Raw genomic sequence first — 25033 nt, 5'->3', positions numbered from 1 at the left:
GATGCGGCCCAATTTACTGCTTAGGAGAAGATCATGGGTTTGTTCGATAAACTGAAATCTCTGGTTTCTGATGATAAGAAAGACACCGGAACTATTGAGATTGTTGCTCCGCTCTCTGGCGAGATCGTCAACATCGAAGACGTGCCGGATGTAGTTTTTGCTGAAAAAATCGTTGGTGATGGTATCGCCATCAAACCGACCGGTAACAAAATGGTTGCGCCTGTTGACGGCACCATCGGCAAAATCTTTGAAACCAACCATGCGTTCTCTATCGAATCCGATAGCGGTATCGAGCTGTTTGTCCACTTCGGTATCGACACCGTTGAACTGAAAGGCGAAGGCTTCAGGCGTATCGCTGAAGAAGGCCAGCGCGTGAAAGTTGGCGATCCGGTGATTGAATTCGATCTGCCGCTGCTGGAAGAAAAAGCCAAATCTACCCTGACGCCGGTGGTTATCTCCAACATGGACGAAATCAAAGAACTGATTAAACTGTCCGGTAGCGTGACCGTGGGTGAAACCCCGGTTATCCGCATCAAGAAGTAATTCTTGCCGCAGTGAAAAATAGCGCCTCAGGGCGCTATTTTTTTATCTGTCTGGTGAGTTCACAGGCCTGCCCTTGCCGGATGGCGGCGCTGCGCGCCTTATCCGGCCTACAGGTTAAATCATCGGCTGCACGACCCTGCTGGCGAACCCAACCGGTAACGTTTCATTACTCCCCTGCCGGTGGCAGTATTAATTCGTCACAGCCGCACTGCTGCGTCCAGTTCATTACCGCCAGCACACGCTCTGCCGCCAGTCGGGTTGCTTTCGCCAACGGATGTCCGAGAACTAACCCGCAGGTCAGTTCCGCGCAAAACAGATCGCCAGTGCCTTTCAGATCGGTTTCCACACGCGGGTGTGCAATTACCTCCAGCGAGTCGGCGGTCACGACTGCAACGTTGATCGCGTCGTCGGTCTGCCCCGGCGCGCTGGTGATCACCACCCACTTCAGCGTCTCCGTGAGCAGCGACCTGGCCGCGATGACCGCCTCCTCGAGCGTACCGCAGGGTTTGCCGCTCAGCATTTCCAGTTCAAAGACGTTTGGCGTCAGCCCCTGCGCCAGCGGCAGAAGATGCTGCCGGTAGGCCTCAGGGATCTCCGCTTTCACATACATACCGCTGTCGATATCGCCAATCACCGGATCAACCACAATAGTCGCCTGCGGGTGGCGTTTTTGCACCGTCGTCAGCCATTGCGCCAGTAAGGCAATTTGCTGCGCGCTGCCCATATAACCGGTCGTCACCGCCTTCAGTTCGCGCAAGGCGTCGCGCTCGCTGAGCGCCCGCAGATAGCCGCTGAACCAGTCCGCAGGGATAACGCCGCCGTAAAACGTCTCATAATGCGGCGTATTGCTGAATAATACCGTCGGGACCGCGGTCACCCGTAGCCCCTTCGCCTTAATGGCCGGTACGGCGATGCTGTTGCCAACGCTGCCGTAGACCACCTGTGACTGGACGGCGACAATATCGGTTTGCAACGCCCGATGCTTATCGTCAAACAGCACTGACTGTATGTCACTCTCCTGCGCCATAAACGTCTCCTCTTACTGGACAGCGGGCAGATGGCTCACTATTATCGACCCATGCTAAAATTCATTTTGTCATAGGTCAATAATGATCGCCGGAAAAACCGCCAGTGAAATCGTTGACAGCATACGTCAACATATCACCCGTGGCACGCTGGCCGCAGGCGTTACGCTGCCGCCAGTCCGTGAACTAGCTGCGCGACTTAACGTAAACCGTAATACCGTTGCGGCGGCCTATAAGCGGCTGGTCACTATCGGTCTGGCGCAAAGCCTGGGACGTAACGGTACGGTGATCAAAGATGCATCCCCGCCCGCCGCGCTGGAAGGCAACCATCCACACACCCCGCTTATCGATCTTTCCGGTGGTAATCCGGCGCCGGATCGTCTGCCAGACCTCAGCCGCTACATTGCCCGTATCAGCACCACACACCGTCTGTACGGCGACGCGACGGTGTCGCCTGCGCTGAAGCACTGGGCGACGGCGTGGATGAAGGATGCCATTCCAGCGCAGGGCGAAATTAACATTACCAGCGGCGCCATTGACGCTATTGAGCGCCTGCTGAGCGCCCACCTGCTGCCAGGCGATAGCGTGGCGGTGGAAGATCCCTGCTTTCTGAGCAGTATTAACATGCTGCGCTACAGCGGTTATCAGACCTGTCCGGTGAGCGTCGACAGCGAGGGGTGCAACCTGCCGGGCTTGAGCAGGCGTTAAGCCAGGGCGCACGCGCGGTGATTATTACACCACGGGCGCACAACCCGACCGGATGCAGCCTGAGCGCCGCCCGCGCCGCCGCGCTACAGGAGATTCTCGCGCGTTATCCGCAGGTGCTGGTGATTGTCGACGACCATTTTGCCCTGCTCTCTTCATCACCGTGGCAGCCAGTAATAGCCGCTGAAACGCTGCGCTGGGCGGTGGTTCGCTCGATGTCGAAAACGCTGGGCCCGGATCTGCGTCTCGCCATTGTCGCCAGCGATCCGCTTACCTTCACAAAAACAGGTCTGCGCCTGAACCCCGGTAGTCAGTGGGTCAGTCATTTATTACAGGATTTAGCCTACGCCTGTCTGAGCGACAGCGACTTTCAGCACTCACTTACCCGAACCCGGCAGTATTACGCTTCCCGCCAGCAAAAGATGGCCGACGCGTTACGCCAGCACGGTCAGGTCGTCTCCCCCGGTGATGGGTTAAATCTGTGGTTACCGCTAAATACCGCCGGTCAGGATACTGCCTTTATGCTGGCAAAGTCCGGTTGGCTGGTACGCGAGGGTGAAGCGTTTGGCGTCAGCAGACCTGCATACGGCCTGCGAATAACCCTGTCAACGTTAAGCGACAGGTCGATCGTTAAGCTGGCGGCTGATATTTCCCGGGCGCTTAACGCGTGACGGTTGAAGGATATTACGGAAAAACACGCAGGCGCGGACAGAAAAATAAGAATTTATCAGCACTACTTATTAATCCATCTGCGCTATGATGCTCTGAGTTATATTTAAAAGGATTTTATAAAGACGATAATGTACCGAAACGTTCATTGATAACGTCGTATCGTCATCCTCAAGGGCTGACAATCCTTACCTCAAAAGCGATGAGAAAGCGTAATCCTGTCTTTATGCCTTAATCGCCGAAATGAATAAGACACTCAATTAACCTGGTCACACCCACTGAAGCATATGCCGCCCGGATAATCTGCCGTTCGCAAAGGATAGTAAAATGGCAAAAAACTTGTTGAAAAAAATATTGCCCGTCGTTTCACTGATGATATGCAGCCCTCTTAGCGCAGCAGAGGCGGATAACACCGCCGAACGCTCGCCCGTTACAAATGATCCTTGCGACTTTTCTACAAGTCGGCGCGTGCCCAATCCGCAACTGACAGAATTGATGAAGCAATTACCGGTTGTGGAAAAGTCCGGTGACAAAAAAGCGGCAAAACAATGGGTCGACAAGGTCTGGGAAAGCCTTTATTCCTCCTGCGCAAATTATAATGATGCTAACGCGATAATATGGCGTCTGACTCAGACATTAGACCGTACGGCGCAGTATGATGAGGCGCTGGTGTTACTTAAAAAAGCGTCAGAGGCAACCTCCGGCGTTGAGCAACGTTATCGTTTTATCCATAAAGCGACCACCCAGGCGATGCTGGCAGGAAAAGAAACGCAAGCGCGACAACTGATTAAAGACTATCTTTCCGCCAAACATCTCCCGGCTGCATTATGGCAACTGGATAAAACAGATAACCGGTTGCATTATCCCCTGGCACAGCTGGCGGTGCCATTAACCAGCGGGCACTGGACGCTGGAACATATTTATTCAACGGGTCAACGTGACGGCACATCGATAATTCGTTTTGCCAACAATGGAGACGGGATCTATAACGTCGCCGCAAACTATGTTTCCGCTGAAATGATGCTCCACTATCGGGAAACAGAGGACATTGAGCATTCGGTAAACACGACGCAAACAAAACGCCCCTGGCTGTATGCGACAACAAATGATGCTGAGCTTGCCGTAAAATTACCCGATATCCCCGGCGATAAGCTAAAACAGATAAAATCTGTTCAGCGTTATAGCACCGCTGACGATAGCGTGGCGACGGCAACATGGCAAATAACGCAAGGACCGTGGGAAATGACGGTTCTGGCATCCTTCCCTACAGCGCACAGTGAAAATGCCATCCAGCAACTCGCTACGCTGTTTATGCAAATTCAATGGCCACGGGCAGAAACGCTCCCTCCCATTCAGAAAGAGCTGGATGCACTGACAAAAAAATCTTACCAGACCGCTACCGAATGGAATAAGGCCGCACGACAGGCAGCCTCATTGCTCCCGGCGGCAAAATTTCCGCATGAAATAGCGGGAGTCAACACCATTCTCGGTATCCAGGCATATCGGCAAAATAAGCTGGAGAAAGCGTGGTCATATCTGCAACTTGCTCGCACCGCTTATGCTCAAACATTAAAGATCCATGCCGAAGAAAACTATGGCCCACAAGCGCTGCTGATGTACCTGACTGACATCGCCTACCAGATGAAAAAGAGTACTTATACAGAACTGGTAAAAGAATCATTCAGACATTCGCCAATGGGCGACCATTGGTTTTTTGCGCCATCCAGCCAGTCCATCGTTAATAAAAAAAGCCAGTTACATTATCCCTTTAACGCCGGAATTTTCCATGCCTCGGCAATTACGTATATTGAGGGAACCGTTGTTTATTCCGCAGCCCAATATGGTTATTCGCTTGAGTTTTTTGCCGGAAAGACGGTCATGCCTGACATGAACCAGCCAGAGATCGTAAAAGGTCAAGTCAGGCGACTGCAGAAAAAGGATCGGCAAAAAATAGCGATAACCGATAAAGATCTGCATAAATCAACGTATAGCTTTACCGTGCAAGGGCAGAAGAAAACGGCGACAAAATGGTCGGTCAAATGGTACAGCGACAATGAAAAAACAGAGAAGACGCTAATCTACTGGGCGTTTCCTTACCAGGATGGGCATGGCGGGATCATTGCGACGGTAGATAACAAGGACAAAGCGATATTGCCCAAACTGGACGAGTTTGCCAAAACGCTGGTGCACTACTCCGTCCCGACGCTGTAATTATTCTCTGGAGACTGTAATGATATTTGCCAACAACAAGTGCATTTTATTTGCTCTGGTATGCGCCCTCGCCGCGCCAACTTATGCCGCCCCCACCCTGTCCCCCAGAGAAAAATATGAACAGTGTGAAAAGCTGCCATATAGGGACCAGGAGCAACAATATCTGCTGAAAAATCAGCAGATCAACAGCTTCGACGAGGCAACTGGACTGATCCGTCAGGGGGATTTTGTTACTGCACAGCGAGCGCTAATCTTCAGTCTGGAAAAGATGAAGGCAAGCTGTGATATTAACCAATATGAACTTGCCGATGAACTGCGGGCACTGACATGGCTTCTGGAAAAAGATAAACGCTATGCGGAGGTACAACAGCTATTTGAAAATGCATTGCCGCTTGCCGGTTATCATAATTTCGAAAAAAGTTTCTTAACCTCCGCCGCAAAATATGCCTGGTTGGCGGAAAAGCCTGATGACACTCTTCGTTTGATTAAACAAATGATTTTCGGCGAAACAGGCGAAAAACTATCGCCCGTTCTCTGGCACCTTGACGAGAAAAATCGCCTGTTGTTCTGGCGGGTCGCGAATATGTATTACCCGATTTCCCACTCCCGGAAGTGGCTGCTGGTCGACGTAGACCCAGCCCAAAATCGGGGTTATACCACGTGGATAACCTATATATTATATCCCGGCGGTAGAATTCGCTTTTTGGGAAAATATAGCGAGGAAGATAAAAACAAATCCATGCTCTCACCAGGGGAAGAAAAAGTGACAACGCCGACAATGGATAGTCAGCTTCTTCCTGATTTTCCAGTAGAAAAAAGTCAGCAACGTAAAGCGTTAAAAAAAGAACAGCAAGGCCTTGTTGCTACCTGGGAAATTCGCCAGGGTGACTGGCTAATGAATATAGAAGCCGAACTTAATGAAAGCGAAAATCAGGCTGCGTTAAAATCGATTGCTGATTTATTTACCCATATTAAATGGGATAATCCGCCAAAGCTCTATCAGCTGCAAACCATGCGGTCGATTGAAAATGAGCTGCAACACCTCTGGCTGTCCGCGCGTAATGCCCCCGTAGAAAACTGGAACAAAGCCCGACTCATAGCCCGAAAAGGGCTACAAATCGCCGCGTATCCGGCTGAATATCAAAAATTCTATGCTATAGCAGGTATTGCAGACTATCGTAATGGCAATTATGCCGAGGCCTGGCAAACGCTAGAAAAAGCCCGTGCGCAGCTTCCTTATACCCGGGATGGATGGAACGATAAGGAAATTTTACTTTACGCCGCCCTTAGTGCGATACGTTGCGGAAATGAAAAAGAGGGCTATGAACGTCTAGCTGAATATATCCAGACAGCTGAGGTCATTGACTCTCCCCGGCAGTGGCGCGTAAACACCGCACTGCGGGTAATAACAGAAACTAACGATCGGGGACTGTCATTTCCCTTACTCACCGCCCGGACAATAATCGATTATGCGGGTGAGGATCTTCTTCTTTATCACGTTAATGACAGCGCTGAGAGCTATTACGTCGAGATCCTGCCGCCTGATACGGCGCCGAAGGCGCATATTTTACAGCGACTGAAAGTCGCGAAAGAGCAGGCAAAAGAAATTCAATTCCGGAAAACCTTACTGGCCATTCCTGGTAATCAGGTCAAAGCGACGCAATGGGCGTTTAAGAAATCTGACGCACTCAGAGATTACACCTCGCCTGACGAGGGCGTTTACTGGTTTATTCCCTGGCAGGGGAAAACTCTTGCCGTTTTCGCCAGAACATATGACCGGAAAATTCCCGACGCAGAAAAAGGAGAAGAGTTCGTTCGCGAGCTATTAGCCGCGAATGTCAGCGGAGTGAAATAATCACGACCGTGCCGGCCAGCGATCTACTGGCCGGCACTGTTTAAATCCCTGCCCCCTGGCTGAAATGTTCTTCGCCAAACACACCGGTGGAGAGATAGCGATCGCCGCGGTCGCAGATAATCGCCACCACAACCGCGCCAGGATTCGCCTGCGCCACGCGGATCGCCCCGGCCACCGCGCCGCCGGAGCTGACGCCGCAGAATACGCCTTCCCGCACCGCCAGTTCGCGCATGGTGTTTTCCGCCTCGCGCTGATGGATATCCAGCACTTCATCGACCAGCGAAGCGTTGTAAATGCCCGGCATATACTCTGCCGGCCAGCGGCGAATGCCGGGAATGCTGCTGCCCTCTTGCGGCTGCAGACCGACAATGGCGACATGTTTTTCCTGTTCACGCAGAAAGCGCGACACGCCGGTTATGGTGCCGGTCGTGCCCATGCTGGAGACAAAATGGCTGATGCGCCCGGCGGTTTGCCGCCAGATTTCCGGGCCGGTAGTGGTGTAATGCGCCAGCGGATTATCGGGATTGTTGAACTGATCGAGCAGTTTGCCCTCTCCGCGCTCTGACATGGCTAACGCTAAGTCGCGCGCCCCTTCCATCCCCTGCTCTTTGCTGACCAGAATCAGCTCTGCGCCATAGGCGCGCATCGCCGCGCGACGCTCCTGACTCATGTTGTCCGGCATCAACAGCTTCATGCGATAGCCTTTCAGCGCGGCAATCATCGCCAGCGCAATGCCGGTATTGCCGCTGGTCGCTTCAATCAGTACGTCGCCTGGCTTAATCTCGCCGCGCTTTTCCGCCTCTACGATCATCGACAGCGCGGCGCGATCTTTCACCGACCCGGCGGGATTGTTACCTTCCAGTTTAAGCCAAATTTCGCTGCCGTTGTCCGGTCCCATCCGCTGCAATTTCACCAGCGGCGTATTGCCGATTGTTTGTTCTAATGTGTTCACGTTCTTAGCTCATGAAAATGCCCGGTAAGCGTAGCGCCACCGGGCGAAAATAATGCAAATTAACGTATCAGGCCGATTGCGCCAGGGCAATTTCCTCTTCGTGCGTTTCAATCCGCTGCTCGCCGTTGTACAGACGCGCATTTTGTAGGCCGACAAACAGCCGTTCGCCGCGTACCGGGGCATCGTCGCCCGTCATGATTACCGTCAGCGGCTCGTTATACCATCCCAGCGGCTGTACCACTAGCTGGGTGTAGTGACCTTTCGGACTGGCTTCGATCACCTGCACCGGCAGCGGAGAATCAAGGCTGGTGCGGCGGCTGATATCCACCTCCCACGGGCGCAGGAACAGATCGACCGGCCCCTGATACGCAGGCGTATAGCCCAACGGCCAGCGGTGCGCGCCGACGTGAAACTGTCCACCGCGTACCGTCCCCTGCAGGCGGTTCACCTCGCCCATAAACTCCAGTACGAAGCGGGTTGCCGGTTCGCGCCAGACCCGATCCGGCGCGTCGGCCTGTTCGATATTGCCCTGACTCATCACCACCACGCGGTCCGCCACTTCCGTCGCCTCTTCCTGATCGTGGGTCACGAATACGCTGGTGAACTTCAGTTCCTCATGCAGCTGACGCAGCCAGCGCCTGAGCTCTTTACGCACCTGGGCATCCAGCGCGCCAAAGGGTTCGTCGAGCAACAGAATCTGCGGTTCGACGGCTAACGCGCGCGCCAGCGCCACGCGCTGCTTCTGTCCGCCGGAAAGCTGCGCCGGGAAGCGATCCGCCAGGTGGGCTAACTGCACCATCTCCAGCAGCTTCGTCACTTTGGCTTTGATCGCCGCCGCATTCGGCCTTTCACGCCGCGGCAACACCGTCAGACCAAAGGCGATATTGTCAAATACCGTCATATGACGAAACAGCGCATAGTGCTGAAAGACAAATCCAACCTTGCGGTCGCGCGCGTGAAGACGGCTTACGTCGGTGCCGTGGAAGCGAATCTGCCCGCTGGTCTGGTGCTCCAGCCCGGCGATAATGCGCAACAGCGTGGTTTTACCGGAACCGGACGGCCCCAGCAGCGCCACCATCTGCCCGGAAGGAATATCCAGCGAGATATCGTTCAGCACCTGGGTGCGACCAAAAGATTTCTTAATATTGGCAATCTCAATGCTCATGATTTTCCTCCTGTCGCGCGCGTTTTTCCTGGTTTTCCAGACGCCATTGCAACATGCTCTTTAAAAACAGGGTAATAATTGCCATCAGCGTCAGCAGCGCGGCGGCGGTAAAAGAGCCGACGGTATTGTAGTCCTGCTCCAGCAGTTCAATCTGTAACGGCAGCGAGAGGGTTTCACCGCGAATCGAGCCGGACACCACCGACACCGCGCCAAACTCGCCAATCGCCCGGGCGTTGGTCAGCACCACGCCATACAGCAGCGCCCAGCGGATATTCGGCAACGTCACGCGGCGGAACATCTGCCAGCCGGAAGCGCCAAGCAGAATCGCCGCCTCGTCCTCCTGACTGCCCTGACTAAGCATGACCGGCACCAGCTCGCGCACTACAAACGGACAGGTCACGAAGATAGTGACCAGCGCCATCCCCGGCCAGGAGAACATGATTTGCAGGTTATGCTCGTCCAGCCAGCCGCCCAGCGGCCCGTTGGAACCATAGAACAGCAGATACACCAGACCGGCGACCACCGGCGACACCGCAAACGGAATATCCAGCAGCGTCAGCAGCAGCTGGCGACCGGGGAAATTAAAGCGCGTCACCAGCCAGGCCAGCAGCACGCCAAACACCAGGTTTACCGGCACCGCGATCAGCGCAATCAGCACCGTCAGCCAGATGGCATGCAGCATGTCTGGATCGCTTAAATTGTCGATGACCGGCATCAGCCCCTTGCTGAACGCCTGCACGAAGATGTAAACCATCGGCACCAGCAGAATGAAAGCCGAAACCAGCATCCCGGTGCCAATCAGAAACCATTTACCCCAGTTAATGCGGGGCGCGTCATAACGCTTCAATTGAGTGACTTCCGCCATTAGTGACCTACCACTCGTCGGCCAAAGCGACTTTGCAGGGTGTTAATTGAAAACAGCAGCAGCAGCGATGCCGCGAGGATCACCGAGGCGATAGCGCTGGCGGCGGGGTAATCAAACTCCTGCAAACGGACAAAAATCATCAGCGAGGTCACTTCGGTTTTCCACGCAATATTACCGGCGATGAAGATGACCGCGCCGAACTCGCCGAGGCTGCGGGTAAACGACAGCGCGATCCCCGCCACCAGCGCAGGCGACAGCTCCGGCAGCACAACCTTACGGAAACTCTGCAAACGCGTTGCGCCCAGCGTTTGCGCCGCTTCTTCATATTCCGGCCCCAGATCTTCGAGCACCGGCTGCACGGTACGTACCACAAACGGGATGCTGGTAAAGGCCATCGCCACCGCAATCCCCAGCCAGGTGTAAGTGACTTTAATACCGAAATTCGCCAGAAACTCGCCGTAAAAACCGTTAACGGAAAACAGCGAGGCCAGCGTCAGGCCCGCGACCGCCGTCGGCAACGCAAACGGCAGATCCATCAGCGCGTCCAGCAGCGTGCGCCCGGGAAAACGGTAACGGGTTAAAATCCATGCCATCAACAGGCCAAACACGCCATTAAAAATCGACGCCACAAACGCCGCCAGCAGCGTCACTTTATAAGCGGCTACCACCTGCGGGTTGGTGATAACGTCCCAGTATTGCGCCCAGCTCATTTCAGAGAGCTGCATCACCAGCGCGCTGAGCGGCAGCAGTAAAATCAGACAGACAAACAGCAGGCTGGTGCCCAGGCTTAAGGTAAAGCCGGGCAGCACGCGTCTGGAGGAGACAGCAAACATTACTTACGCCCCGCCGCCAGCAGTTTGTCCAGCTCGCCGCCGCTGGCGAAATGGGTCTTCATCACCTCCGGCCAGCCGCCGAATTTCTCTTCCACGCGGAACAGTTCGGTCTGCGGGAATTGATCTTTCAGCTTATCCATCACTTCCGGGTTATTTACCCGGTAATAGAAGCTGGTGATGATGGACTGCGCCTGCGGGCTGTAAAGCCAGTTAAGATACGCTTTCGCCGCTTTCTCCGTTCCGTTGGCCTGTACGTTTTTATCAACCCACGCCACCGGGAACTCGGCCAGGATATTGGTCTTCGGGATCACCACCTCAAAACCCTGCGCTTCGTACTGCTTGCGGATGTTGTTCACTTCCGACTCAAAGCTTATCAGCACATCGCCCAGGCCACGCTCGGCGAAGGTTGTCGTCGCCCCACGCCCGCCGGTATCGAATACTTCGACGTTTTTCAGGAACTGCGTCATAAACGCTTCCGTTTTGGCTTTATCGCCGCCGTCCGCCTTATCCGCCGCGCCCCATGCGGCCAGATACGTATAACGCGCGTTGCCCGAGGTTTTCGGATTCGGAAAAATAAGCTTCACGTCGGAACGCACCAGATCGCTCCAGTCGTGGATATTCTTCGGGTTACCTTTGCGCACCAGGAAGCCCATCGTCGAATAAAACGGCGAACTGTTGTTCGGCAGACGGCTCTGCCAGTCCGCCGGGATCAGTTTGCCTCTGTCATGCAGGATCTGCACATCGGTCACCTGGTTGTAGGTCACCACGTCGGCCTTCAGTCCCTGCAAAATCGCCAGCGCCTGTTTTGATGAACCGGCATGAGACTGTTTGATCGTCAGCTTATCGCCGCCATTGTCTTTCGCCCACTGCTGCTCAAATGGCGGGTTCAGGGCGGCAAACAGCTCGCGGGAGACGTCATACGAACTGTTCAGCGGTTCCGTCGCCTGCGCCTGGCCGACCAGTAACAGCGACGCCATCAGCGCCAGGTATCTCTTTTTCAGTAAGTTAACGGCCATTGCGCACCCTTATAAATGAAATGACTTTCTTATAGTCATCATATTTATAACCAGTGCTAAAGGAGTAACGGTTTTATATACCGTTTGATGATTTGAAAGTTGAAAAGGGAATAAGAGCACCCTCCCGACATGCGGGAGGGGCTGGGCATGGCTCAGAGGCCGACGCTGACGCTTTCCGGCAGGGTGCTGCCGCCATCGATGACGTTTTGCGTCCCGGTGAGGTAGCTGGACTCATCGGAAGCGAGGAATGCCGCCAGTTCGCCGACCTCCAGCGGGCAGGCCAGACGGCGTAGCGGGATCGCCTTCGCCATTTCCGTCAGCACCGACTCCGGGTCCTGCGGATTAGACTGACGGGCGATGCTCTCCGCCATTGGCGTGCGCACATAGCCCGGGCAGATGGCGTTCACACGGATCCCCGACTGCGCGAACTCCACCGCCAGCGATTTGGTCAGGCCGACAATCGCCGCTTTCGACAGCGCATAAGCCGTCTCGCCCGGATCGGCGACCATATCGCCGGTGACCGATGACATCATCACGATGCGCCCGTCTTTACGCTTGATCATTTCCGGCAGAACGGCTTTCGTTACGTTCCACACGCCTTTGATATTCACGTCGATGTGGAAATCGCGATCCTCATCGCTCATCTCGAGGAAGCCGCCCAGACGACACACGCCCGCGTTGTTGACCAGGATGTCGATGCGCCCTTCCACCTCCTTCGCCCGTTTTATTGCCGCAGCAACGGACGCCGAATCGGTGACGTCCGCCACGACTGCGGTGCAGCGATGACCGCGCCCGCCCAGTTCATCGGCCAGCTTTTCAATCTCATCGGAGATATCCAGCAGGATTAAGTTCGCGCCGTGGCGGGCAAACACTCTGGCGATGCCTTCGCCTATGCCCTTCGATGCGCCCGTAATCAGTGCTGTTTTGCCCGTGAGTTTACCCATTTCAATGCTCTCCTTGTGAAAATGAAGTCTCACACTCCATTAACAACGAAAATACATTAAAAACAGATAAGTACTGAGCAGCAGCTCACTATTTAAGGTAAATCTTAGATAAAAAAAGCCCCGCAGAGGCGGGGACAGGGTGTTTTATGCTGTTTTGCCTGATGGCGCTGCGCTTATCAGGCCTACCGCCTCCAGGTCGGATAAGGCGTTTACGCCGCCATCCGACATATTTCGTCTTACAGCGCCAGCAGACGATCCAGCGACGGGGCAAAATAATAGCCGCCGGTCACCGGTTTGGTGAAACGCAGCATCGCGTCACGTTTCCCGTCGGTGTCGCCGAACATGCTCAGCAGCTGCTGCTCAATGTTATACAGGCGCGCGCAGTAGGCGCAAAAATAGAGTCCGTGGGTGCCGCTCGCCGTGCCGTAAGGCAGGCTCTGACGAACAATTTTCAGCCCCTTGCCGTCCTCTTTGAGATCGACACGGCTCAGGTGAGAGGTTGCCGGACGCACGTCGCCATCGATCTCTTCGTTGGCGTCTTTGGTGCGGCCAATCATCATCTCCTGATCCTGAATACTCATACGGTTGAGCTGCTTCAGGTTGTGCTCCCAGCGCTGCACGAACACATAACTGCCGCCCGCATCGACGCCATCTTTGATCACCGCCACTTCACGACGCGTCTCCTCACCTGCCGGGTTCTCCGTACCGTCGACAAAGCCGCTGAGATCGCGCTCTTCCACCCAGCGGAAGCCATGCACTTCCTCTTTGACCTCAACGCAGTCGCCAAAGGCTTCCATCGCCGCCTGCGCCACAGAGAAGTTAACATCATGACGCAGGGAGAGGATATGGATCAGCACATCGTACTGGGTAGCCGGCGCCAGCCCTTTGCCGTAAGGAATGAAATCCTTCAGCTCTTCGGCACCCACGCCGCCGCTCAGCGCGCGCCAGGTTTTATGACCAAACGCGACCACCGCGCCCAGCTGCGCATCGGGAAATTTCATTTCAAAGGTCGCCAGCTTATCGGCGAAAATGCGGCTGGCGCTACGCAAAGCATCAACATCGCCTTTGACGTTCGCTTCAATCCAAATCGCCGCGCGGCAGTGTTCGGGTAAAATGCCACTCTGAACCTGAGTCATCGTTCCTCCTGAAAAATGAGAATGCCACGCGGTCGTGGCATTGATGGCGGCTATTTTACCCTGTTTTTAAGCACAGCGGTTTGTTCCGACGCAAATTAACGACGCCAGATAATTTTGCTCACTTGCCATGTTTTCAGCGCATCGTCAGAGGGCATCAGTCCTTCCGGGCCTCGCCACTCGCCGGTAAAGAGATAACTGATATGCTGACTGCCCCTGGCCTTACACTCCACCGCATTATTCCCCTCCCCGACGGCGGGCTGACAGTTACCGAAGGCTTTGCTGTAGAGATCGCTGAACGGCGTACCAATTTCCACGCCGTCAGCGGTAGAAATGTCGCTGTCCAGCACATCAATGCGGCTGACGTTGCCCTGCTCGCCGTTGATGATCATCGCCACCTTGTCGCCGTTCATCGCTTCATAAAAGCGCACCACGTTGCCGTTGGCGGTTTTCATGCCGCTGCGCAGTCGATAGTCGCCATCAAGCACGTCGGCAATCGCCTGTTCGTTCAGTAGCGTCGATGCTGTTATCCCGCCGACGCCCTGTTCGGTCACTTCCGTCGATGAACCAAACCAGTTCCACGGGTTGGCGGCGGACCAGTTAACAGACGAGAGCGTCGAACAGCCGGTCAGCGCCAGCGGTAACGCACATAAAGTCAAACGCAGCGATTTCATCACACTTCCTTCTTTATTAATCAACGTTGTTTGGAGTCCCGGTTCGCCAAAAAGTGCCGTTATTCTTTATCAATGACGAAACAGGCGCGTAACCGGCGATGGGTTAACAGCCAGATCAACGCCACCAGATCCGCGACCGCCAGCGCCAGACTGACGCCATTAAGCGGCTCGCCCTGCCCCCACAGCAACAGCTGCCAGCCGAGAAGCAACGCCTGCGCCGCGACCAGTACGCTGTAGAAAATGCGCCAGAGCGCCGGAAAGGCGTAACGGCGTCCGCTAAGCAAAAAGGCCAGCACCGCCGGAACGCCGGGCAACAGCCCCAGCCAAAAATTATCGTGATCGGGATAAAACAGATTAAGCAGGGTATTACCCTGCTCGCGTGACGAACCGGCAATCACAAACAGCACCCAGGTCCGCGCCTGGAGCAGCAGTACCAGCCAGAACAGAAAAGGCAGGCGCAAACGACCGTGAGCATCGTAATCCGCAGGGTGAAACTCAGTACTCTTCATCTTCGATCAGGCGTTTTCCAAGGCTCAGCACGTCCGAATGTTCGTAGCCCAGCCGTTCATACATGCCGAGCACCACGTCGTTGTCTTCGCGCACCATGATCTGAATTTTGGGGCAGCCGCGGGCGATAAGCTTTTTCTCCAGCCGGTTCAGTAGCGCATTGGCAATACCGCGACCGCGAAACTCCGGATGCACGCCGAGATAATAAGCTGAACCGCGATGACCGTCGTAGCCGCCCATTACCGTCCCGACCACCTCGCCGTTCACGTCGGCAACGAGAAACAGACTGACGTCATGATTAAGCTTGCGCTCAATATCCATCTCAGGGTCATTCCACGGACGCAGCAGATCGCAGCGCTCCCAAAGGGTAATAACCTCTTCGAAATCTTCCTGGCGAAAAACGCGTATCTCCATGGTATTTGTTGCCTTTTCGGGTCTAAAAACCAAGATTATGGCGCAATCCGTTGATTCAGCCAATATCTGACGCGACGCGGTGAAAAAAATGGCATAATGGATAACTGTCATGTATTGAAATGAAAAGTAAAACAATTCTCAACATCAACAGTCGTAACGGAATACGCGATACGATATAACATCCTGGAACTATTATTTAACCATTCAGGCCGTATGAGCACTTTTAAACCCCTAAAAATTCTCGCATCACGCCGCCAGGTGCTGAAAGCCGGACTGGCTGCCCTGACGATTTCGGGGATGAGCAACGCCACCGCAAAAGACGCCCCTCTGAAAACCAGCAACGGTCACAGCCAGCCCGCAAAGAAAAAATCCGGCGGCAGACGGATCGTGGTGCTGGACCCCGGACACGGCGGCATTGACACCGGCGCTATCGGGCGTAATGGCTCGAAAGAAAAGCACGTTGTGCTGGCGATTGCAAAAAACGTACGTTCTATTTTGCGCAGCCAGGGATACGACTGCCGCCTGACGCGATCCGGCGATACCTTCATCCCGCTGTATGACCGGGTGGAGATCGCCCACAAGCACGGCGCGGATCTGTTTATGTCCATTCACGCCGATGGCTTTACCAATCCGAGCGCGGCCGGGGCGTCGGTGTTCGCCCTGTCCAACCGCGGGGCCAGTAGCGCGATGGCGAAATACCTTTCCGATCGCGAAAACCGTGCTGACGAAGTGGCCGGGAAAAAAGCGACCGATAAAGATCACCTGTTGCAGCAGGTGCTGTTCGATCTGGTGCAGACCGACACCATCAAAAACAGCCTGACCCTCGGCTCGCATATTCTGAAAAAGATCAAGCCGGTGCATAAGCTGCACAGCCGTTCAACGGAACAGGCGGCGTTTGTGGTGCTAAAATCACCGTCAATTCCGTCGGTGCTGGTGGAAACCTCGTTTATCACCAATCCGGAAGAAGAGCGCCTGCTGGGCACCACCGCGTTCCGGCAGAAAATCGCCACCGCTATCGCCAATGGCGTGGTCAGCTATTTCCACTGGTTCGATAACCAGAAAGCCCACTCGAAGAAGCGCTGAATATGAAACCTGATGCACAACGCGTAAAACAGTTCCTGCTCACGTTGCAGGAGAGCATCTGCGGGCAGCTGTGCGCCGTTGACGGCGCGCAATTCGTTGAAGACAGCTGGCAGCGCGAGGCGGGCGGCGGCGGGCGCAGCCGGGTGCTGCGCAACGGCGGCGTCTTTGAGCAGGCCGGAGTGAACTTCTCTCATGTCCACGGCGACGCGATGCCGGCTTCCGCCACCGCCCACCGGCCTGAGCTGGCCGGACGCAGTTTTGAGGCGATGGGCGTGTCGCTGGTGGTGCATCCGCTTAACCCTTACATTCCCACCAGCCATGCCAATGTGCGCTTTTTTATCGCCGAAAAGCCGGGCGCCGACCCGGTGTGGTGGTTCGGCGGCGGCTTTGACTTAACGCCCTACTACGGCTTTGCAGAAGACGCCGTTCACTGGCACCGCACCGCGCGCGATCTGTGTCTGCCGTTTGGCGAAGAGGTTTATCCGCGTTACAAAAAGTGGTGCGACGACTACTTTTTCCTGAAGCATCGTAACGAGCAGCGCGGCATTGGCGGGCTGTTTTTTGACGATCTGAACACGCCGGATTTTGACCACTGCTTTGCCTTTATGCAGGCGGTAGGAAAGGGTTATACCGAAGCGTATCTGCCGATTGTGGAACGGCGTAAAGCGATGATCTGGGGCGAGCGCGAGCGTAATTTCCAGCTCTACCGCCGCGGGCGTTATGTGGAGTTTAATCTGGTGTGGGATCGCGGCACCCTGTTTGGCTTACAGACCGGCGGGCGCACCGAATCGATTCTGATGTCGATGCCGCCGCTGGTGCGCTGGGAGTATGACTGGCAGCCGGAGGACGGCAGTCCGGAAGCCGCCCTGAGTGAATTTATTAAGGCCCGCGACTGGGTGTAAACCTGAGCCACACTTTTGGCCTTATGGCGATCCGGTTTGTAGGCCGGATAAGACGCGACGCGTCGCCATCCGGCAATCACGCAACCGTAATTGCCATTGCCTGATGACGGCTTACGCCTTATCCGGCCTACGATTCTGGTATATCCACCGGCAATCTGATGGCGGCACCGGCAATCACTGGGTGTAAACCTGAGCCATACTTTTGGCCTTATGGCGATCCGGTTTGTAGGCCGGATAAGACGCGACGCGTCGCCATCCGGCAATCACGCGACCGTAATTGCCACTGCCTGATGGCGGCTCGGTCTGGTATTTTCTCACATCCACTGGCGCATTCGGTGATGCAGCGTCGATGACGGCTTTTCGGCAAACAGCTGCTGATAATCGGTGGCAAATTGCCCTAAGTGCCAGAATCCCCACTGCATGGCGGCATCCTTCACCGTCCGGCTTTGCGACCACGGGCTGATCAGCTCGCGGCGCACGGCGTTCAGGCGAATCCGCTTCAGCCAGGCGTTCGGCCCAATGCCCAGAACAGCATGAAAAGCGTTCTGTAACGTGCGGCGGCTGACGTGCAGCTGGTTGCAGAGATCGAGCACCGTCAGCGGCTCGGCCATATTCTCCAGCACATACTCCCGCGCCCGCGACAGCAGCCTGCGATAGCCCTGATGGCTGATACTTTCCGCAGTATTGATCGGCTGCGCCTCCTCCAGCATCGTCCCCATCGCCAGCAGCAGGTTATCCCCCAGCACCTTACGTACGGCGGGCTGATGCAGATTCTCCGGATTCTCGCTGAAGGTCGCCAGCGCCTGCTGGACAAATCCCCACAGCGCCGCTTTGTGCTGCTCTTTGACCTCCAGCGCCGACTGATTACGCAGCATATGCAGCACCCTCTCCGGGTTATGCAGAAACCGGGCCTGGCGGGAGAGAACGTCTTCGGAGATCACCACCCCGAGAATGGTGTAATCATCCGGCGTGCTCAGTTCGAATTCAGTGCCGCCTGGCCGGGTGGCGATTTCAGCGCTGCCAAGAGACTGCGTGCCGATAAACCCCTGCTCGCCGCGCGTCGTCGGAATGCCAAACCAGAACGATTTCGGCCACACCAGGCAGGACTGGCGCAGCGCCAGGCCGGTGTATTCACGGAACACCTGAATATCATCGAGCAGGATTTCCGTGAACTCACCATGAAATTTACCGGGATGCAGCTGATCGTAAATCTGCTGCCAGGCGGTAATTGTCAGGGCGTGCTCATACACGTCCGTGGTCCGCCGCTGGTGCACGTTATCCACTTCCACCTTTGGCGTCAGTTTTACGTCTTCGGGTAATGCTTCATGATAAAGATGGTGCAAATTGGCTGTACGGGTCTTTTTCATGATCTTTTATGCCGGACGCCTGTGCGGACGTCCGGCCCTCCGACAGATTAATTTTTCAGGCGATAGCGACTGCTGCGTTTGCGTAACGCCCCGTCAGAAAAGAGCTGCTCCAGCGCCGCTCTGGCCTGCTCAAGCGGCCAGCCAAAGTGCGCGGCGACTTCACCAGCCGTCATGCCCTGTCGCACTTCGCCGAGCTTTGCCAACAGCAGGTCGGCGTACTCCGGCGCGGCGGGCGGCGGCGTGGTTTTTCGCTCTGCGCTGCCTGAAGCGCGCTTGAAGCCGCCGATCAGCCACTGGGTATCGTCCTCTGGCCGACCAATCTCTTTGCGGCTGATAACGCGCCCGGTACGCTGCGCCGCGGCGCTGCCGGCATCCAGCGCCGCACGACAGGCCGCCAGATCGCCTTCCACCACCAGCGTCACCTTGCCCGGGTCAAGCACTTCATGGTTCAGCAGATTGACGTTGGCGGCTTTCAGCATGGCATCCGCGGCGTCAACCGCCGCGACCATGCCCTCCACTTCCAGTAATCCCAGTGCGTTGATCATCGGCGACCTCCGTTACGCGCGCTGGATGGGGCTACGGGCGATATCGAGAACCGCATCGGCAAAGGCGTTACAGGCGGCTTTACAGGCCGCCTGGCTTCCGGTTAAAAAGGCCGCCGAATAGTTGGTTTCCGACGGCGGCGGCACGTAAGTCACCAGCTGCACGTCGGCAGATTTCATCGCCGCATCAATGCCAAAGGTGGCCTCCAGCGGCGGCGCGACCAGATAAGCGATCGGATCGCCCAGCGCAATACCGGCAGTCGACGAAAGGTAAGAACCGGTGCGCGACACCACGTGCGCCAGAAACGCCGTATCCTCCGCGTCGTTGGCCCACTGGAACGCCGCGCCGTTCTCAATATGGGCGACCATCGCATCCAGCCCGGCGCGCACTTCCGCCGGGTTCGGGCCGCCGAGCATAATCAGCACTTCACCGGCGGTCGGCGACGGCCCGTGGGCCGCGCCAGCGTACAGCGAACGGCCATACACCACCTCCACCATCGCCTGTTTTGTCGCTTCGTCTGCGGCAATATACGTCACGTCATCAGAATCTGCCGTGATAAGACCGAGGCTACGTATATGCGGCGGTAATTTCAGTTCCCTGGCAAAGCCGTCGTTGACGGAAGCAATCACGCGCATTGCGCTGACCGAGGGTCGAATCAAATCTAATGCTGGCATGATGCCTCCTTAACGGGTCATGTTGATGCCGGATGCTTTCTGCTCCAGCATCCGTTTGGCCAAATCGACAATGACGGCGGCCGCTTCTACCGGCGGCGTGCCGCCCTGATGGATGTTCGAGATACAGGTGCGGTCGGCTTCGACGGTGGTCGCCACGCGCGGGGAATACACCGCGTAGCAGGAGAGGCTTTCCGACTGCCCCAGCCCCGGACGCTCGCCCACCAGCAGGATCACTACCTTCGCGCCGAGGATCTCGCCGATCTGATCTTCAATCTTCACCCGGCCATAGCGCACGAAGAACGGCGTACCGACCTTCAGCCCCGCCTGCTTCAGTCCGGCGAGCAACGGCGGCAAAATCTCTTCGTAGTTGGCGGTAATCGCATCGGTGGATAGCCCGTCAGAAACCACCACCTGCACATCCGGACTCATTACGCACTGCGCTTTCAGCACATCGATCGCCTGCGGGCTCAGGCGTCGGCCCATGTCGGGACGCGTCAGGTACAGGTTTTTGTCGCTGATTTCCGAGCGCACCTCCAGCAGCCCCTGCGCTTTCACCCACTCTTCCGGCACCTCTTTCAGCACCGTGTCCTTTGAGCGGGAGTGGTCGGCGAGAAAGCGCAGCAGCGCCTGGGTGCGGGGTCGCGGACCGGCGCGACCGGTACAAACCCGCGCGGCGGTACTGCGCCGCAGCTCCGTCAGCACGTCGGCGCGATGCGGGTTTTCAACGCCGATCCACGCCTTCGCTTGTGCGGATCCTAAATCAAGGGCGCAGCTTTCCGCGGCAGCCGGAGCCGCGCACTGCGGCTTAGTGCCCCCCTGCGCTGACGGCGCGGCGGGCTGCGGCGCCTCCTGTCCCATCGACGCCATCACGCTACGTACAATTTCTTCAATCTGTTTTTGATCCATGGTGTGTCATCCCCGCGTCATCAGAAGAACAGAGACGGATCGCCCGCCCGTTTGGTCAAACGACCGTTCGCCATAATGCCCATCGTCTCCAGCCAGCGTTCAAACTCCGGCGACGGTCGCAGGTTCAGCAGCTGGCGCACGGTGGCGGTGTCGTGGAAGGCGGTGGTCTGATAGTTGAGCATGATGTCGTCGCCGAGCGGCATGCCCATGATGTAGTTGCAGCCTGCGGTAGCGAGCAGAATCATCAGGTTCTCGTTAAGGTTCTGGTCGGCGTCGGCGTGGTTGGTGTAGCAGCAGTCGCAGCCCATTGAGATGCCGCTCAGCTTGCCCATAAAGTGATCTTCTAAGCCCGCGCGGATAATCTGCCGATCGTTATAGAGATACTCTGGTCCGATAAAGCCCACCACGGTGTTGACAAGGAACGGATCGTAGTGCCGCGCCAGCCCGTAGTTACGCGCCTCCATCGTCACCTGATCGGCGCCGAAGTTCGCCCCTGCGGAAAGCGCCGAGCCCTGGCCGGTTTCAAAATACAGGCAGTTTTCTCCGGCGATACGGTTGAACTCCGCTCCCACCGCCCGCGCCTCATCGAGCATTGCCAGCTCGACGCCGAACTCTTTTAACCCCTTCTCGCTGCCGCAGATGCTCTGGAAGATAAGTCCGCCCGGCGCGCCGCGACGAATGGCTTCAATCTGGGTGGTGACGTGCGCCAGCACGCAGCCCTGCGTCGGGATGTTGAATTTGTCGATCACTCCGTAAACGGTGTCGAGCACCCGGCTTAAGTTTTCCACGTCGTCAGTGACCGGGTTAACGCCAATCACCGCGTCGCCCGCGCCGAAGGAGAGCCCTTCGTAGATTTGCGCGGCGATGCTCTGCACGTCGTCGCGGGTGTCGTTCGGTTGTAACCGGCAGCTGAAGGTGCCCGGAATACCAATCGTGGTGTTGGCTTTTTTTATCACCGGCATTTTCTTGCCGCCGTAGATCAGATCGGCGTTCGAGCAGATCTTCGCCACTGCCGCCACCACTTCCGAGGTCAGCCCTTTGCGGGTGAACGCGATATCGTCAACGGAGGTTTCATCGCTCAGTACGTACTCGCGCAGCTCACTGATGCTCCAGTTTTTAATCCGGTTATAGGCGGTTTCGTTAACGTCGTCCTGGATCAGACGCGTCACGCAGTCCTCTTCATAAGCAATCACCGGATTGTTACGAATATCCGCTACCGTCATTTCCGACAGCACCTGTTTCGCCGCCACGCGCTCCTGGGAACTCTGCGCCGCGACGCCAGCCAGCACATCCCCCGAACGCAGTTCGTTGGCCTTCGCCAGCACCTCTTTTACATCCTTAAACTGATAAACATTGCCGAACAATGTGGTCTTTAGTTTCATAAGTCGTTCCCTCAGGAAGGAAATGCGAGTGATTTCACCGTCACCGGCACAACCGATCCGCCAAAAAGAGGCGTACCAATGTCGATATAGTCCCCCGCCCGCACGATCACCTCATCAATGACCGCCAGCGGGAGTTGCTGTAACTGCGGGCGTAACAACATGCCCAGGGCTTTGCCAAAATCCTGCCCGGCCACCACCAGCAGGGGATGCGGATTGGGAAAACGGGCGACGAAAGCGGTCAGCGCATCGATGACCGACAGTAAGGCGGCGTAACGCACCGGCAGCGAGGCGGGAAGCGCCAGCACGTAGGCGTCAGTCTGCGGATCGAGATCGAGCTGGAGAAGCGCCTGCTGCCAGGCGGTCGCCAGATCGCCCTCCTCCTGCGGGATCGCCACCGGCAGGTTGCGCAGCGGTAGCTGAACGCCTTCCAGCCAGATGGTGCTGCCGGAGAGCGACAGCGTATGCGCGCCTGCGCCAATCACCGTGGCGCGCACGGTCTGCGCCGGGAACTGCACGCGCATCTCGCGCAGGCGCGGGTGCTCATGCAGCGCGGTGGCCAGCAGCGGACCGATATCATTAAAACAGAACGGGTCGGCGGGGAGGTGGCGGTAGCATTCGCCCACGCCGCCGGAAAGGGTGATCACCTCCGGCTTCGCTCCCGCAGGCAGCAGCGCGGTTTGCATCAGCTCCTGCGCCAGCGCTGACGGCGCGCCTTCGACGATTTCCACAATCAGTTCCGCCATCTGCTGCGCCACCCGGGCTAACTGTGCGGCAGAAAGCGCACGCGGGTCGGTCCCCTCGCCGAACAGCGCGGCAACGATTTTTTTCCCCGGCTGATGGGCGTACACCACGCGTCCCTGGCCGTCGGTTTCCAGCAGGCGGCCGCCGACGTTCAGGCAGGCGGTGCCGCTGACCTTTCCGGCGTCAAACAGCGCATAGTTGGAGGTGCCGCCGCCGATGTCGATATTCAGCACCCGGCACATCCGCTGCTCAGAGAGTGTTTGCGCCCCGGCGCCGTGCCCGGCAATCACCGATTCCAGATGCGGTCCGGCGCTGGCGACGACAAAATCGCCGAGCGACTGCGAGAGCGCCAGCACCGCCGGACGCGCATTACGGGTTTTCGCGCTTTCGCCGGTGATGATAATCGCCCCGGAATCCACCGATTCAGGCGTAATGCCCGCCGCCTGATACTGGGCAAGAATCAACGACTTGAGTTCCGTCTCTTGTAAGCCGCCCTGCTTATCGACAGGTGTAAAGAAGACCGGGCTTTGCCAGCTAATTTCGCGTTTGATGAATTCGTAACGAGGCACCTGCGACACCGCCGCACGGTTGACCAGCTCCAGACGCGAGAAGATCACCTGAGTGGTGGTGGTGCCAATATCGATACCGACGCTCAGTAGCTGGCGAGTGTTCACGATTGCGCCTCCGCTTCGGCTTGCGCCGGGACGTTTTCATCTTTCGGCACCAGCATCATCGCCACGCCAATCGCCGTAACGCCGCCGATAAGCTTGCCGACAATCATTGGGAAGATCATGGCGTTCATATTGGCCGCCGCGAAGCCCAGGTGGTCGCCCAGCGCAAAGGCGGCGGAGACGGCGAAGGCGCAGTTGATCACTTTGCCGCGGGTGTCCATCTGCTTCATCATGCCGAACATCGGAATGTTGTTGGCCAGCGTCGCCACCATACCGCCTGCCGCCATGTTATTGATTTTCAGCAGACTGCCGACGCGCATCAGCGGCTTTTCAAACCAGCGGGTCAGCAGCAGCACCATCGGATAGGCGCCAAGCAGCACGCAGGAAATAGATCCGATCACCTCAATAGCGCGCATCACCTGACCCGGCTGGTCGCCCGGAGCCATGAAGATCGGGTCAAGCCCCGGGATCAGATCCCAGCCCAGCAGGAACTTGATTACTGCCGCCGCCAGACCGATGGTGATCAGCGCCACAAGAAATTTGGCGAAGATCTGGAAGCCGTTGATCATTTTTTCCGGGATGAATTTCAGCCCCAGCGCCACCAGCACCGCCACGATGATCACCGGGATCATGTTCATCAGGATCAGGGCGAAGGTGAACTCCACCGGCTGGCCGTTAATCTCAACGCCGGAGTACATTGCCACCAGCCCCCCGGCGATGCAGCCGATGGGAATGGTCACAATGCCCGCCAGTACGCCGAGCGCCAGATAACGGCGGTCGGAGGGTTCGATGATCCCCAGCGCGACCGGGATAGAAAAGACGATCGTCGGGCCCATCATCGCGCCGAGAATTAACCCTGAGTATAGCCACGCCGCCACATCGCCGCCCGCCAGCTCTTTGGCGAGGAAGAAGCCGCCCATATCGCAGGCCAGCAGCGTACCGGCGAACATCGACGGGTTAGCGCCGAGCATTTCATACAGCGGAATAATCACCGGCCCGAGCAGTTTGGCTAACACCGGCGCCAGCGCGGTCATCCCGACCATCGCCAGCCCCAGCGCGCCCATTGCCATAAAGCCCTCTTCAAACTGGCCGCCGGAACCCTCGATGCTTTTGCCGAATCTGCCGAGGAAGCGCGCCGAACCGCCAAACTGCGACAGGATCCTGTCCACGGCGGCAATCAGCATAAAGAACATCATGATGTACATGATGATTTCGTTAATTCCCATAGCCTTTTCTCCATTAGCCAGGTGTCT

Annotated in this window: 23 protein-coding genes and 2 pseudogenes; 7 read left to right on the top strand and 18 right to left on the bottom strand. The window is 56.7% G+C overall.

Annotated elements, in window-relative coordinates:
• Positions 1 to 33: 33 nt before the first annotated feature.
• Positions 34 to 543, top strand: coding sequence for a PTS glucose transporter subunit IIA (gene crr / locus K7R23_RS14590; RefSeq protein ID WP_012906565.1), 510 nt, complete (start codon positions 34 to 36; stop codon positions 541 to 543).
• Positions 544 to 709: 166 nt separating this feature from the next.
• Here crr and pdxK read toward each other — a convergent pair whose 3' ends face one another.
• Positions 710 to 1570 (bottom strand): pyridoxine/pyridoxal/pyridoxamine kinase, encoded by an 861-nt coding sequence (gene pdxK / locus K7R23_RS14585; RefSeq protein ID WP_024132759.1) that lies wholly within the window; start codon positions 1568 to 1570, stop codon positions 710 to 712.
• Between the two features lie 82 nt (positions 1571 to 1652).
• Here pdxK and ptsJ point away from each other — a divergent pair.
• The 3 genes and pseudogenes from ptsJ to K7R23_RS14570 all read left to right on the top strand — a co-directional run bounded on the left by ptsJ (position 1653) and on the right by K7R23_RS14570 (position 7008).
• A pseudogene (ptsJ, locus tag K7R23_RS14580) lies at positions 1653 to 2944 on the top strand (MocR-like B6 salvage transcription factor PtsJ).
• 325 nt (positions 2945 to 3269) lie between these two features.
• The gene (locus K7R23_RS14575; RefSeq protein WP_012906567.1) at positions 3270 to 5153 is read left to right on the top strand and encodes a hypothetical protein; all 1884 of its coding nucleotides are present in this window, start codon (positions 3270 to 3272) and stop codon (positions 5151 to 5153) included.
• A gap of 19 nt (positions 5154 to 5172) precedes the next feature.
• Positions 5173 to 7008, top strand: coding sequence for a hypothetical protein (locus tag K7R23_RS14570; protein WP_012906568.1), 1836 nt, complete (start codon positions 5173 to 5175; stop codon positions 7006 to 7008).
• A gap of 40 nt (positions 7009 to 7048) precedes the next feature.
• Here the strand turns inward: K7R23_RS14570 and cysM are convergent, their stop codons facing one another.
• The 6 genes from cysM to ucpA all read right to left on the bottom strand — a co-directional run bounded on the left by cysM (position 7049) and on the right by ucpA (position 12783).
• Complete coding sequence (gene cysM / locus K7R23_RS14565; RefSeq protein ID WP_012906569.1) at positions 7049 to 7960, bottom strand: cysteine synthase CysM; 912 nt, start codon at positions 7958 to 7960, stop codon at positions 7049 to 7051.
• A gap of 67 nt (positions 7961 to 8027) precedes the next feature.
• Complete coding sequence (cysA, locus tag K7R23_RS14560) at positions 8028 to 9125, bottom strand: sulfate/thiosulfate ABC transporter ATP-binding protein CysA (RefSeq protein ID WP_012906570.1); 1098 nt, start codon at positions 9123 to 9125, stop codon at positions 8028 to 8030.
• Positions 9115 to 9990: a sulfate/thiosulfate ABC transporter permease CysW gene (gene cysW / locus K7R23_RS14555; protein ID WP_012906571.1), complete on the bottom strand. Its 876-nt coding sequence runs from the start codon at positions 9988 to 9990 to the stop codon at positions 9115 to 9117. The genes cysA and cysW overlap by 11 nt, the downstream gene beginning before the upstream one ends.
• Positions 9990 to 10823, bottom strand: a complete 834-nt coding sequence (gene cysT / locus K7R23_RS14550; RefSeq protein ID WP_012906572.1) for a sulfate/thiosulfate ABC transporter permease CysT — start codon at positions 10821 to 10823, stop codon at positions 9990 to 9992. Before cysT ends, cysW begins: the two co-directional genes overlap by 1 nt.
• Positions 10823 to 11839, bottom strand: a complete 1017-nt coding sequence (gene cysP, locus K7R23_RS14545; RefSeq protein ID WP_012906573.1) for a thiosulfate/sulfate ABC transporter substrate-binding protein CysP — start codon at positions 11837 to 11839, stop codon at positions 10823 to 10825. Before cysP ends, cysT begins: the two co-directional genes overlap by 1 nt.
• A 152-nt stretch (positions 11840 to 11991) precedes the next feature.
• Positions 11992 to 12783: an SDR family oxidoreductase UcpA gene (ucpA, locus tag K7R23_RS14540; RefSeq protein WP_012906574.1), complete on the bottom strand. Its 792-nt coding sequence runs from the start codon at positions 12781 to 12783 to the stop codon at positions 11992 to 11994.
• 151 nt (positions 12784 to 12934) lie between these two features.
• Between ucpA and K7R23_RS25975 the strand changes: the two are divergent.
• A pseudogene (locus K7R23_RS25975) lies at positions 12935 to 13084 on the top strand (hypothetical protein); the annotation flags it as partial.
• Here K7R23_RS25975 and K7R23_RS14535 read toward each other — a convergent pair.
• The 4 genes from K7R23_RS14535 to K7R23_RS14520 all read right to left on the bottom strand — a co-directional run bounded on the left by K7R23_RS14535 (position 13020) and on the right by K7R23_RS14520 (position 15511).
• The gene (locus K7R23_RS14535) at positions 13020 to 13919 is read right to left on the bottom strand and encodes a Dyp-type peroxidase (protein WP_012906575.1); all 900 of its coding nucleotides are present in this window, start codon (positions 13917 to 13919) and stop codon (positions 13020 to 13022) included. The pseudogene K7R23_RS25975 and the gene K7R23_RS14535 overlap by 65 nt on opposite strands.
• A 95-nt stretch (positions 13920 to 14014) precedes the next feature.
• Positions 14015 to 14590, bottom strand: coding sequence for an RpoE-regulated lipoprotein (locus K7R23_RS14530; RefSeq protein WP_012906576.1), 576 nt, complete (start codon positions 14588 to 14590; stop codon positions 14015 to 14017).
• A 59-nt stretch (positions 14591 to 14649) separates the two neighbouring features.
• Positions 14650 to 15099: a DUF2919 domain-containing protein gene (locus K7R23_RS14525; protein ID WP_012906577.1), complete on the bottom strand. Its 450-nt coding sequence runs from the start codon at positions 15097 to 15099 to the stop codon at positions 14650 to 14652.
• Entirely contained in the window at positions 15086 to 15511 is a 426-nt protein-coding gene (locus K7R23_RS14520; protein ID WP_012906578.1) for a GNAT family acetyltransferase, read from the bottom strand. The genes K7R23_RS14525 and K7R23_RS14520 overlap by 14 nt, the downstream gene beginning before the upstream one ends.
• 213 nt (positions 15512 to 15724) lie before the next feature.
• Between K7R23_RS14520 and amiA the strand changes: the two genes are divergently transcribed.
• Complete coding sequence (gene amiA, locus K7R23_RS14515; RefSeq protein WP_012906579.1) at positions 15725 to 16594, top strand: N-acetylmuramoyl-L-alanine amidase AmiA; 870 nt, start codon at positions 15725 to 15727, stop codon at positions 16592 to 16594.
• Positions 16595 to 16596: 2 nt separating this feature from the next.
• On the top strand, positions 16597 to 17496 hold the full coding sequence (hemF, locus tag K7R23_RS14510; RefSeq protein ID WP_012906580.1) for an oxygen-dependent coproporphyrinogen oxidase: 900 nt from the start codon (positions 16597 to 16599) through the stop codon (positions 17494 to 17496).
• A gap of 314 nt (positions 17497 to 17810) precedes the next feature.
• Here hemF and eutR read toward each other — a convergent pair whose 3' ends face one another.
• Genes eutR through eutH form a run of 7 tightly spaced genes read right to left on the bottom strand, consistent with a single transcriptional unit; the run spans position 17811 to position 25006 of the window.
• Complete coding sequence (gene eutR, locus K7R23_RS14505) at positions 17811 to 18863, bottom strand: HTH-type transcriptional regulator EutR (RefSeq protein ID WP_012906581.1); 1053 nt, start codon at positions 18861 to 18863, stop codon at positions 17811 to 17813.
• A 47-nt stretch (positions 18864 to 18910) separates the two neighbouring features.
• Complete coding sequence (eutK, locus tag K7R23_RS14500) at positions 18911 to 19408, bottom strand: ethanolamine utilization microcompartment protein EutK (protein WP_012906582.1); 498 nt, start codon at positions 19406 to 19408, stop codon at positions 18911 to 18913.
• A 12-nt stretch (positions 19409 to 19420) separates the two neighbouring features.
• The gene (eutL, locus tag K7R23_RS14495) at positions 19421 to 20080 is read right to left on the bottom strand and encodes an ethanolamine utilization microcompartment protein EutL (protein WP_012906583.1); all 660 of its coding nucleotides are present in this window, start codon (positions 20078 to 20080) and stop codon (positions 19421 to 19423) included.
• A 9-nt stretch (positions 20081 to 20089) separates the two neighbouring features.
• On the bottom strand, positions 20090 to 20986 hold the full coding sequence (gene eutC / locus K7R23_RS14490) for an ethanolamine ammonia-lyase subunit EutC (protein WP_012906584.1): 897 nt from the start codon (positions 20984 to 20986) through the stop codon (positions 20090 to 20092).
• A gap of 20 nt (positions 20987 to 21006) precedes the next feature.
• Positions 21007 to 22368, bottom strand: coding sequence for an ethanolamine ammonia-lyase subunit alpha (gene eutB, locus K7R23_RS14485; RefSeq protein WP_012906585.1), 1362 nt, complete (start codon positions 22366 to 22368; stop codon positions 21007 to 21009).
• An 11-nt stretch (positions 22369 to 22379) separates the two neighbouring features.
• Positions 22380 to 23783, bottom strand: coding sequence for an ethanolamine ammonia-lyase reactivating factor EutA (gene eutA / locus K7R23_RS14480; RefSeq protein ID WP_012906586.1), 1404 nt, complete (start codon positions 23781 to 23783; stop codon positions 22380 to 22382).
• Positions 23780 to 25006: an ethanolamine utilization protein EutH gene (gene eutH, locus K7R23_RS14475; RefSeq protein WP_012906587.1), complete on the bottom strand. Its 1227-nt coding sequence runs from the start codon at positions 25004 to 25006 to the stop codon at positions 23780 to 23782. Before eutH ends, eutA begins: the two co-directional genes overlap by 4 nt.
• Positions 25007 to 25033: the final 27 nt, after the last annotated feature.

The organism is Citrobacter rodentium NBRC 105723 = DSM 16636 (assembly GCF_021278985.1).
Lineage (GTDB): Bacteria > Pseudomonadota > Gammaproteobacteria > Enterobacterales > Enterobacteriaceae > Citrobacter_A > Citrobacter_A rodentium.
This window is presented reverse-complemented; position numbering and strand designations above follow the sequence as displayed.

Bases quoted from the DNA above. Each gene is read 5' to 3' on its own strand.
- ucpA (WP_012906574.1), bottom strand. From the start codon at position 12,783: ATGGGTAAACTCACGGGCAAAACAGCACTGATTACGGGCGCATCGAAG.
- eutC (WP_012906584.1), bottom strand. From the start codon at position 20,986: ATGGATCAAAAACAGATTGAAGAAATTGTACGTAGCGTGATGGCGTCG.
- cysT (WP_012906572.1), bottom strand. From the start codon at position 10,823: ATGTTTGCTGTCTCCTCCAGACGCGTGCTGCCCGGCTTTACCTTAAGC.
- K7R23_RS14570 (WP_012906568.1), top strand. From the start codon at position 5,173: ATGATATTTGCCAACAACAAGTGCATTTTATTTGCTCTGGTATGCGCC.
- eutB (WP_012906585.1), bottom strand. From the start codon at position 22,368: ATGAAACTAAAGACCACATTGTTCGGCAATGTTTATCAGTTTAAGGAT.
- K7R23_RS14575 (WP_012906567.1), top strand. From the start codon at position 3,270: ATGGCAAAAAACTTGTTGAAAAAAATATTGCCCGTCGTTTCACTGATG.
- hemF (WP_012906580.1), top strand. From the start codon at position 16,597: ATGAAACCTGATGCACAACGCGTAAAACAGTTCCTGCTCACGTTGCAG.
- amiA (WP_012906579.1), top strand. From the start codon at position 15,725: ATGAGCACTTTTAAACCCCTAAAAATTCTCGCATCACGCCGCCAGGTG.
- pdxK (WP_024132759.1), bottom strand. From the start codon at position 1,570: ATGGCGCAGGAGAGTGACATACAGTCAGTGCTGTTTGACGATAAGCAT.
- cysP (WP_012906573.1), bottom strand. From the start codon at position 11,839: ATGGCCGTTAACTTACTGAAAAAGAGATACCTGGCGCTGATGGCGTCG.
- eutH (WP_012906587.1), bottom strand. From the start codon at position 25,006: ATGGGAATTAACGAAATCATCATGTACATCATGATGTTCTTTATGCTG.
- crr (WP_012906565.1), top strand. From the start codon at position 34: ATGGGTTTGTTCGATAAACTGAAATCTCTGGTTTCTGATGATAAGAAA.
- K7R23_RS14535 (WP_012906575.1), bottom strand. From the start codon at position 13,919: ATGACTCAGGTTCAGAGTGGCATTTTACCCGAACACTGCCGCGCGGCG.
- K7R23_RS14530 (WP_012906576.1), bottom strand. From the start codon at position 14,590: ATGAAATCGCTGCGTTTGACTTTATGTGCGTTACCGCTGGCGCTGACC.
- eutL (WP_012906583.1), bottom strand. From the start codon at position 20,080: ATGCCAGCATTAGATTTGATTCGACCCTCGGTCAGCGCAATGCGCGTG.
- cysA (WP_012906570.1), bottom strand. From the start codon at position 9,125: ATGAGCATTGAGATTGCCAATATTAAGAAATCTTTTGGTCGCACCCAG.
- eutR (WP_012906581.1), bottom strand. From the start codon at position 18,863: ATGAAAAAGACCCGTACAGCCAATTTGCACCATCTTTATCATGAAGCA.
- cysW (WP_012906571.1), bottom strand. From the start codon at position 9,990: ATGGCGGAAGTCACTCAATTGAAGCGTTATGACGCGCCCCGCATTAAC.
- K7R23_RS14525 (WP_012906577.1), bottom strand. From the start codon at position 15,099: ATGAAGAGTACTGAGTTTCACCCTGCGGATTACGATGCTCACGGTCGT.
- K7R23_RS14520 (WP_012906578.1), bottom strand. From the start codon at position 15,511: ATGGAGATACGCGTTTTTCGCCAGGAAGATTTCGAAGAGGTTATTACC.
- eutK (WP_012906582.1), bottom strand. From the start codon at position 19,408: ATGATCAACGCACTGGGATTACTGGAAGTGGAGGGCATGGTCGCGGCG.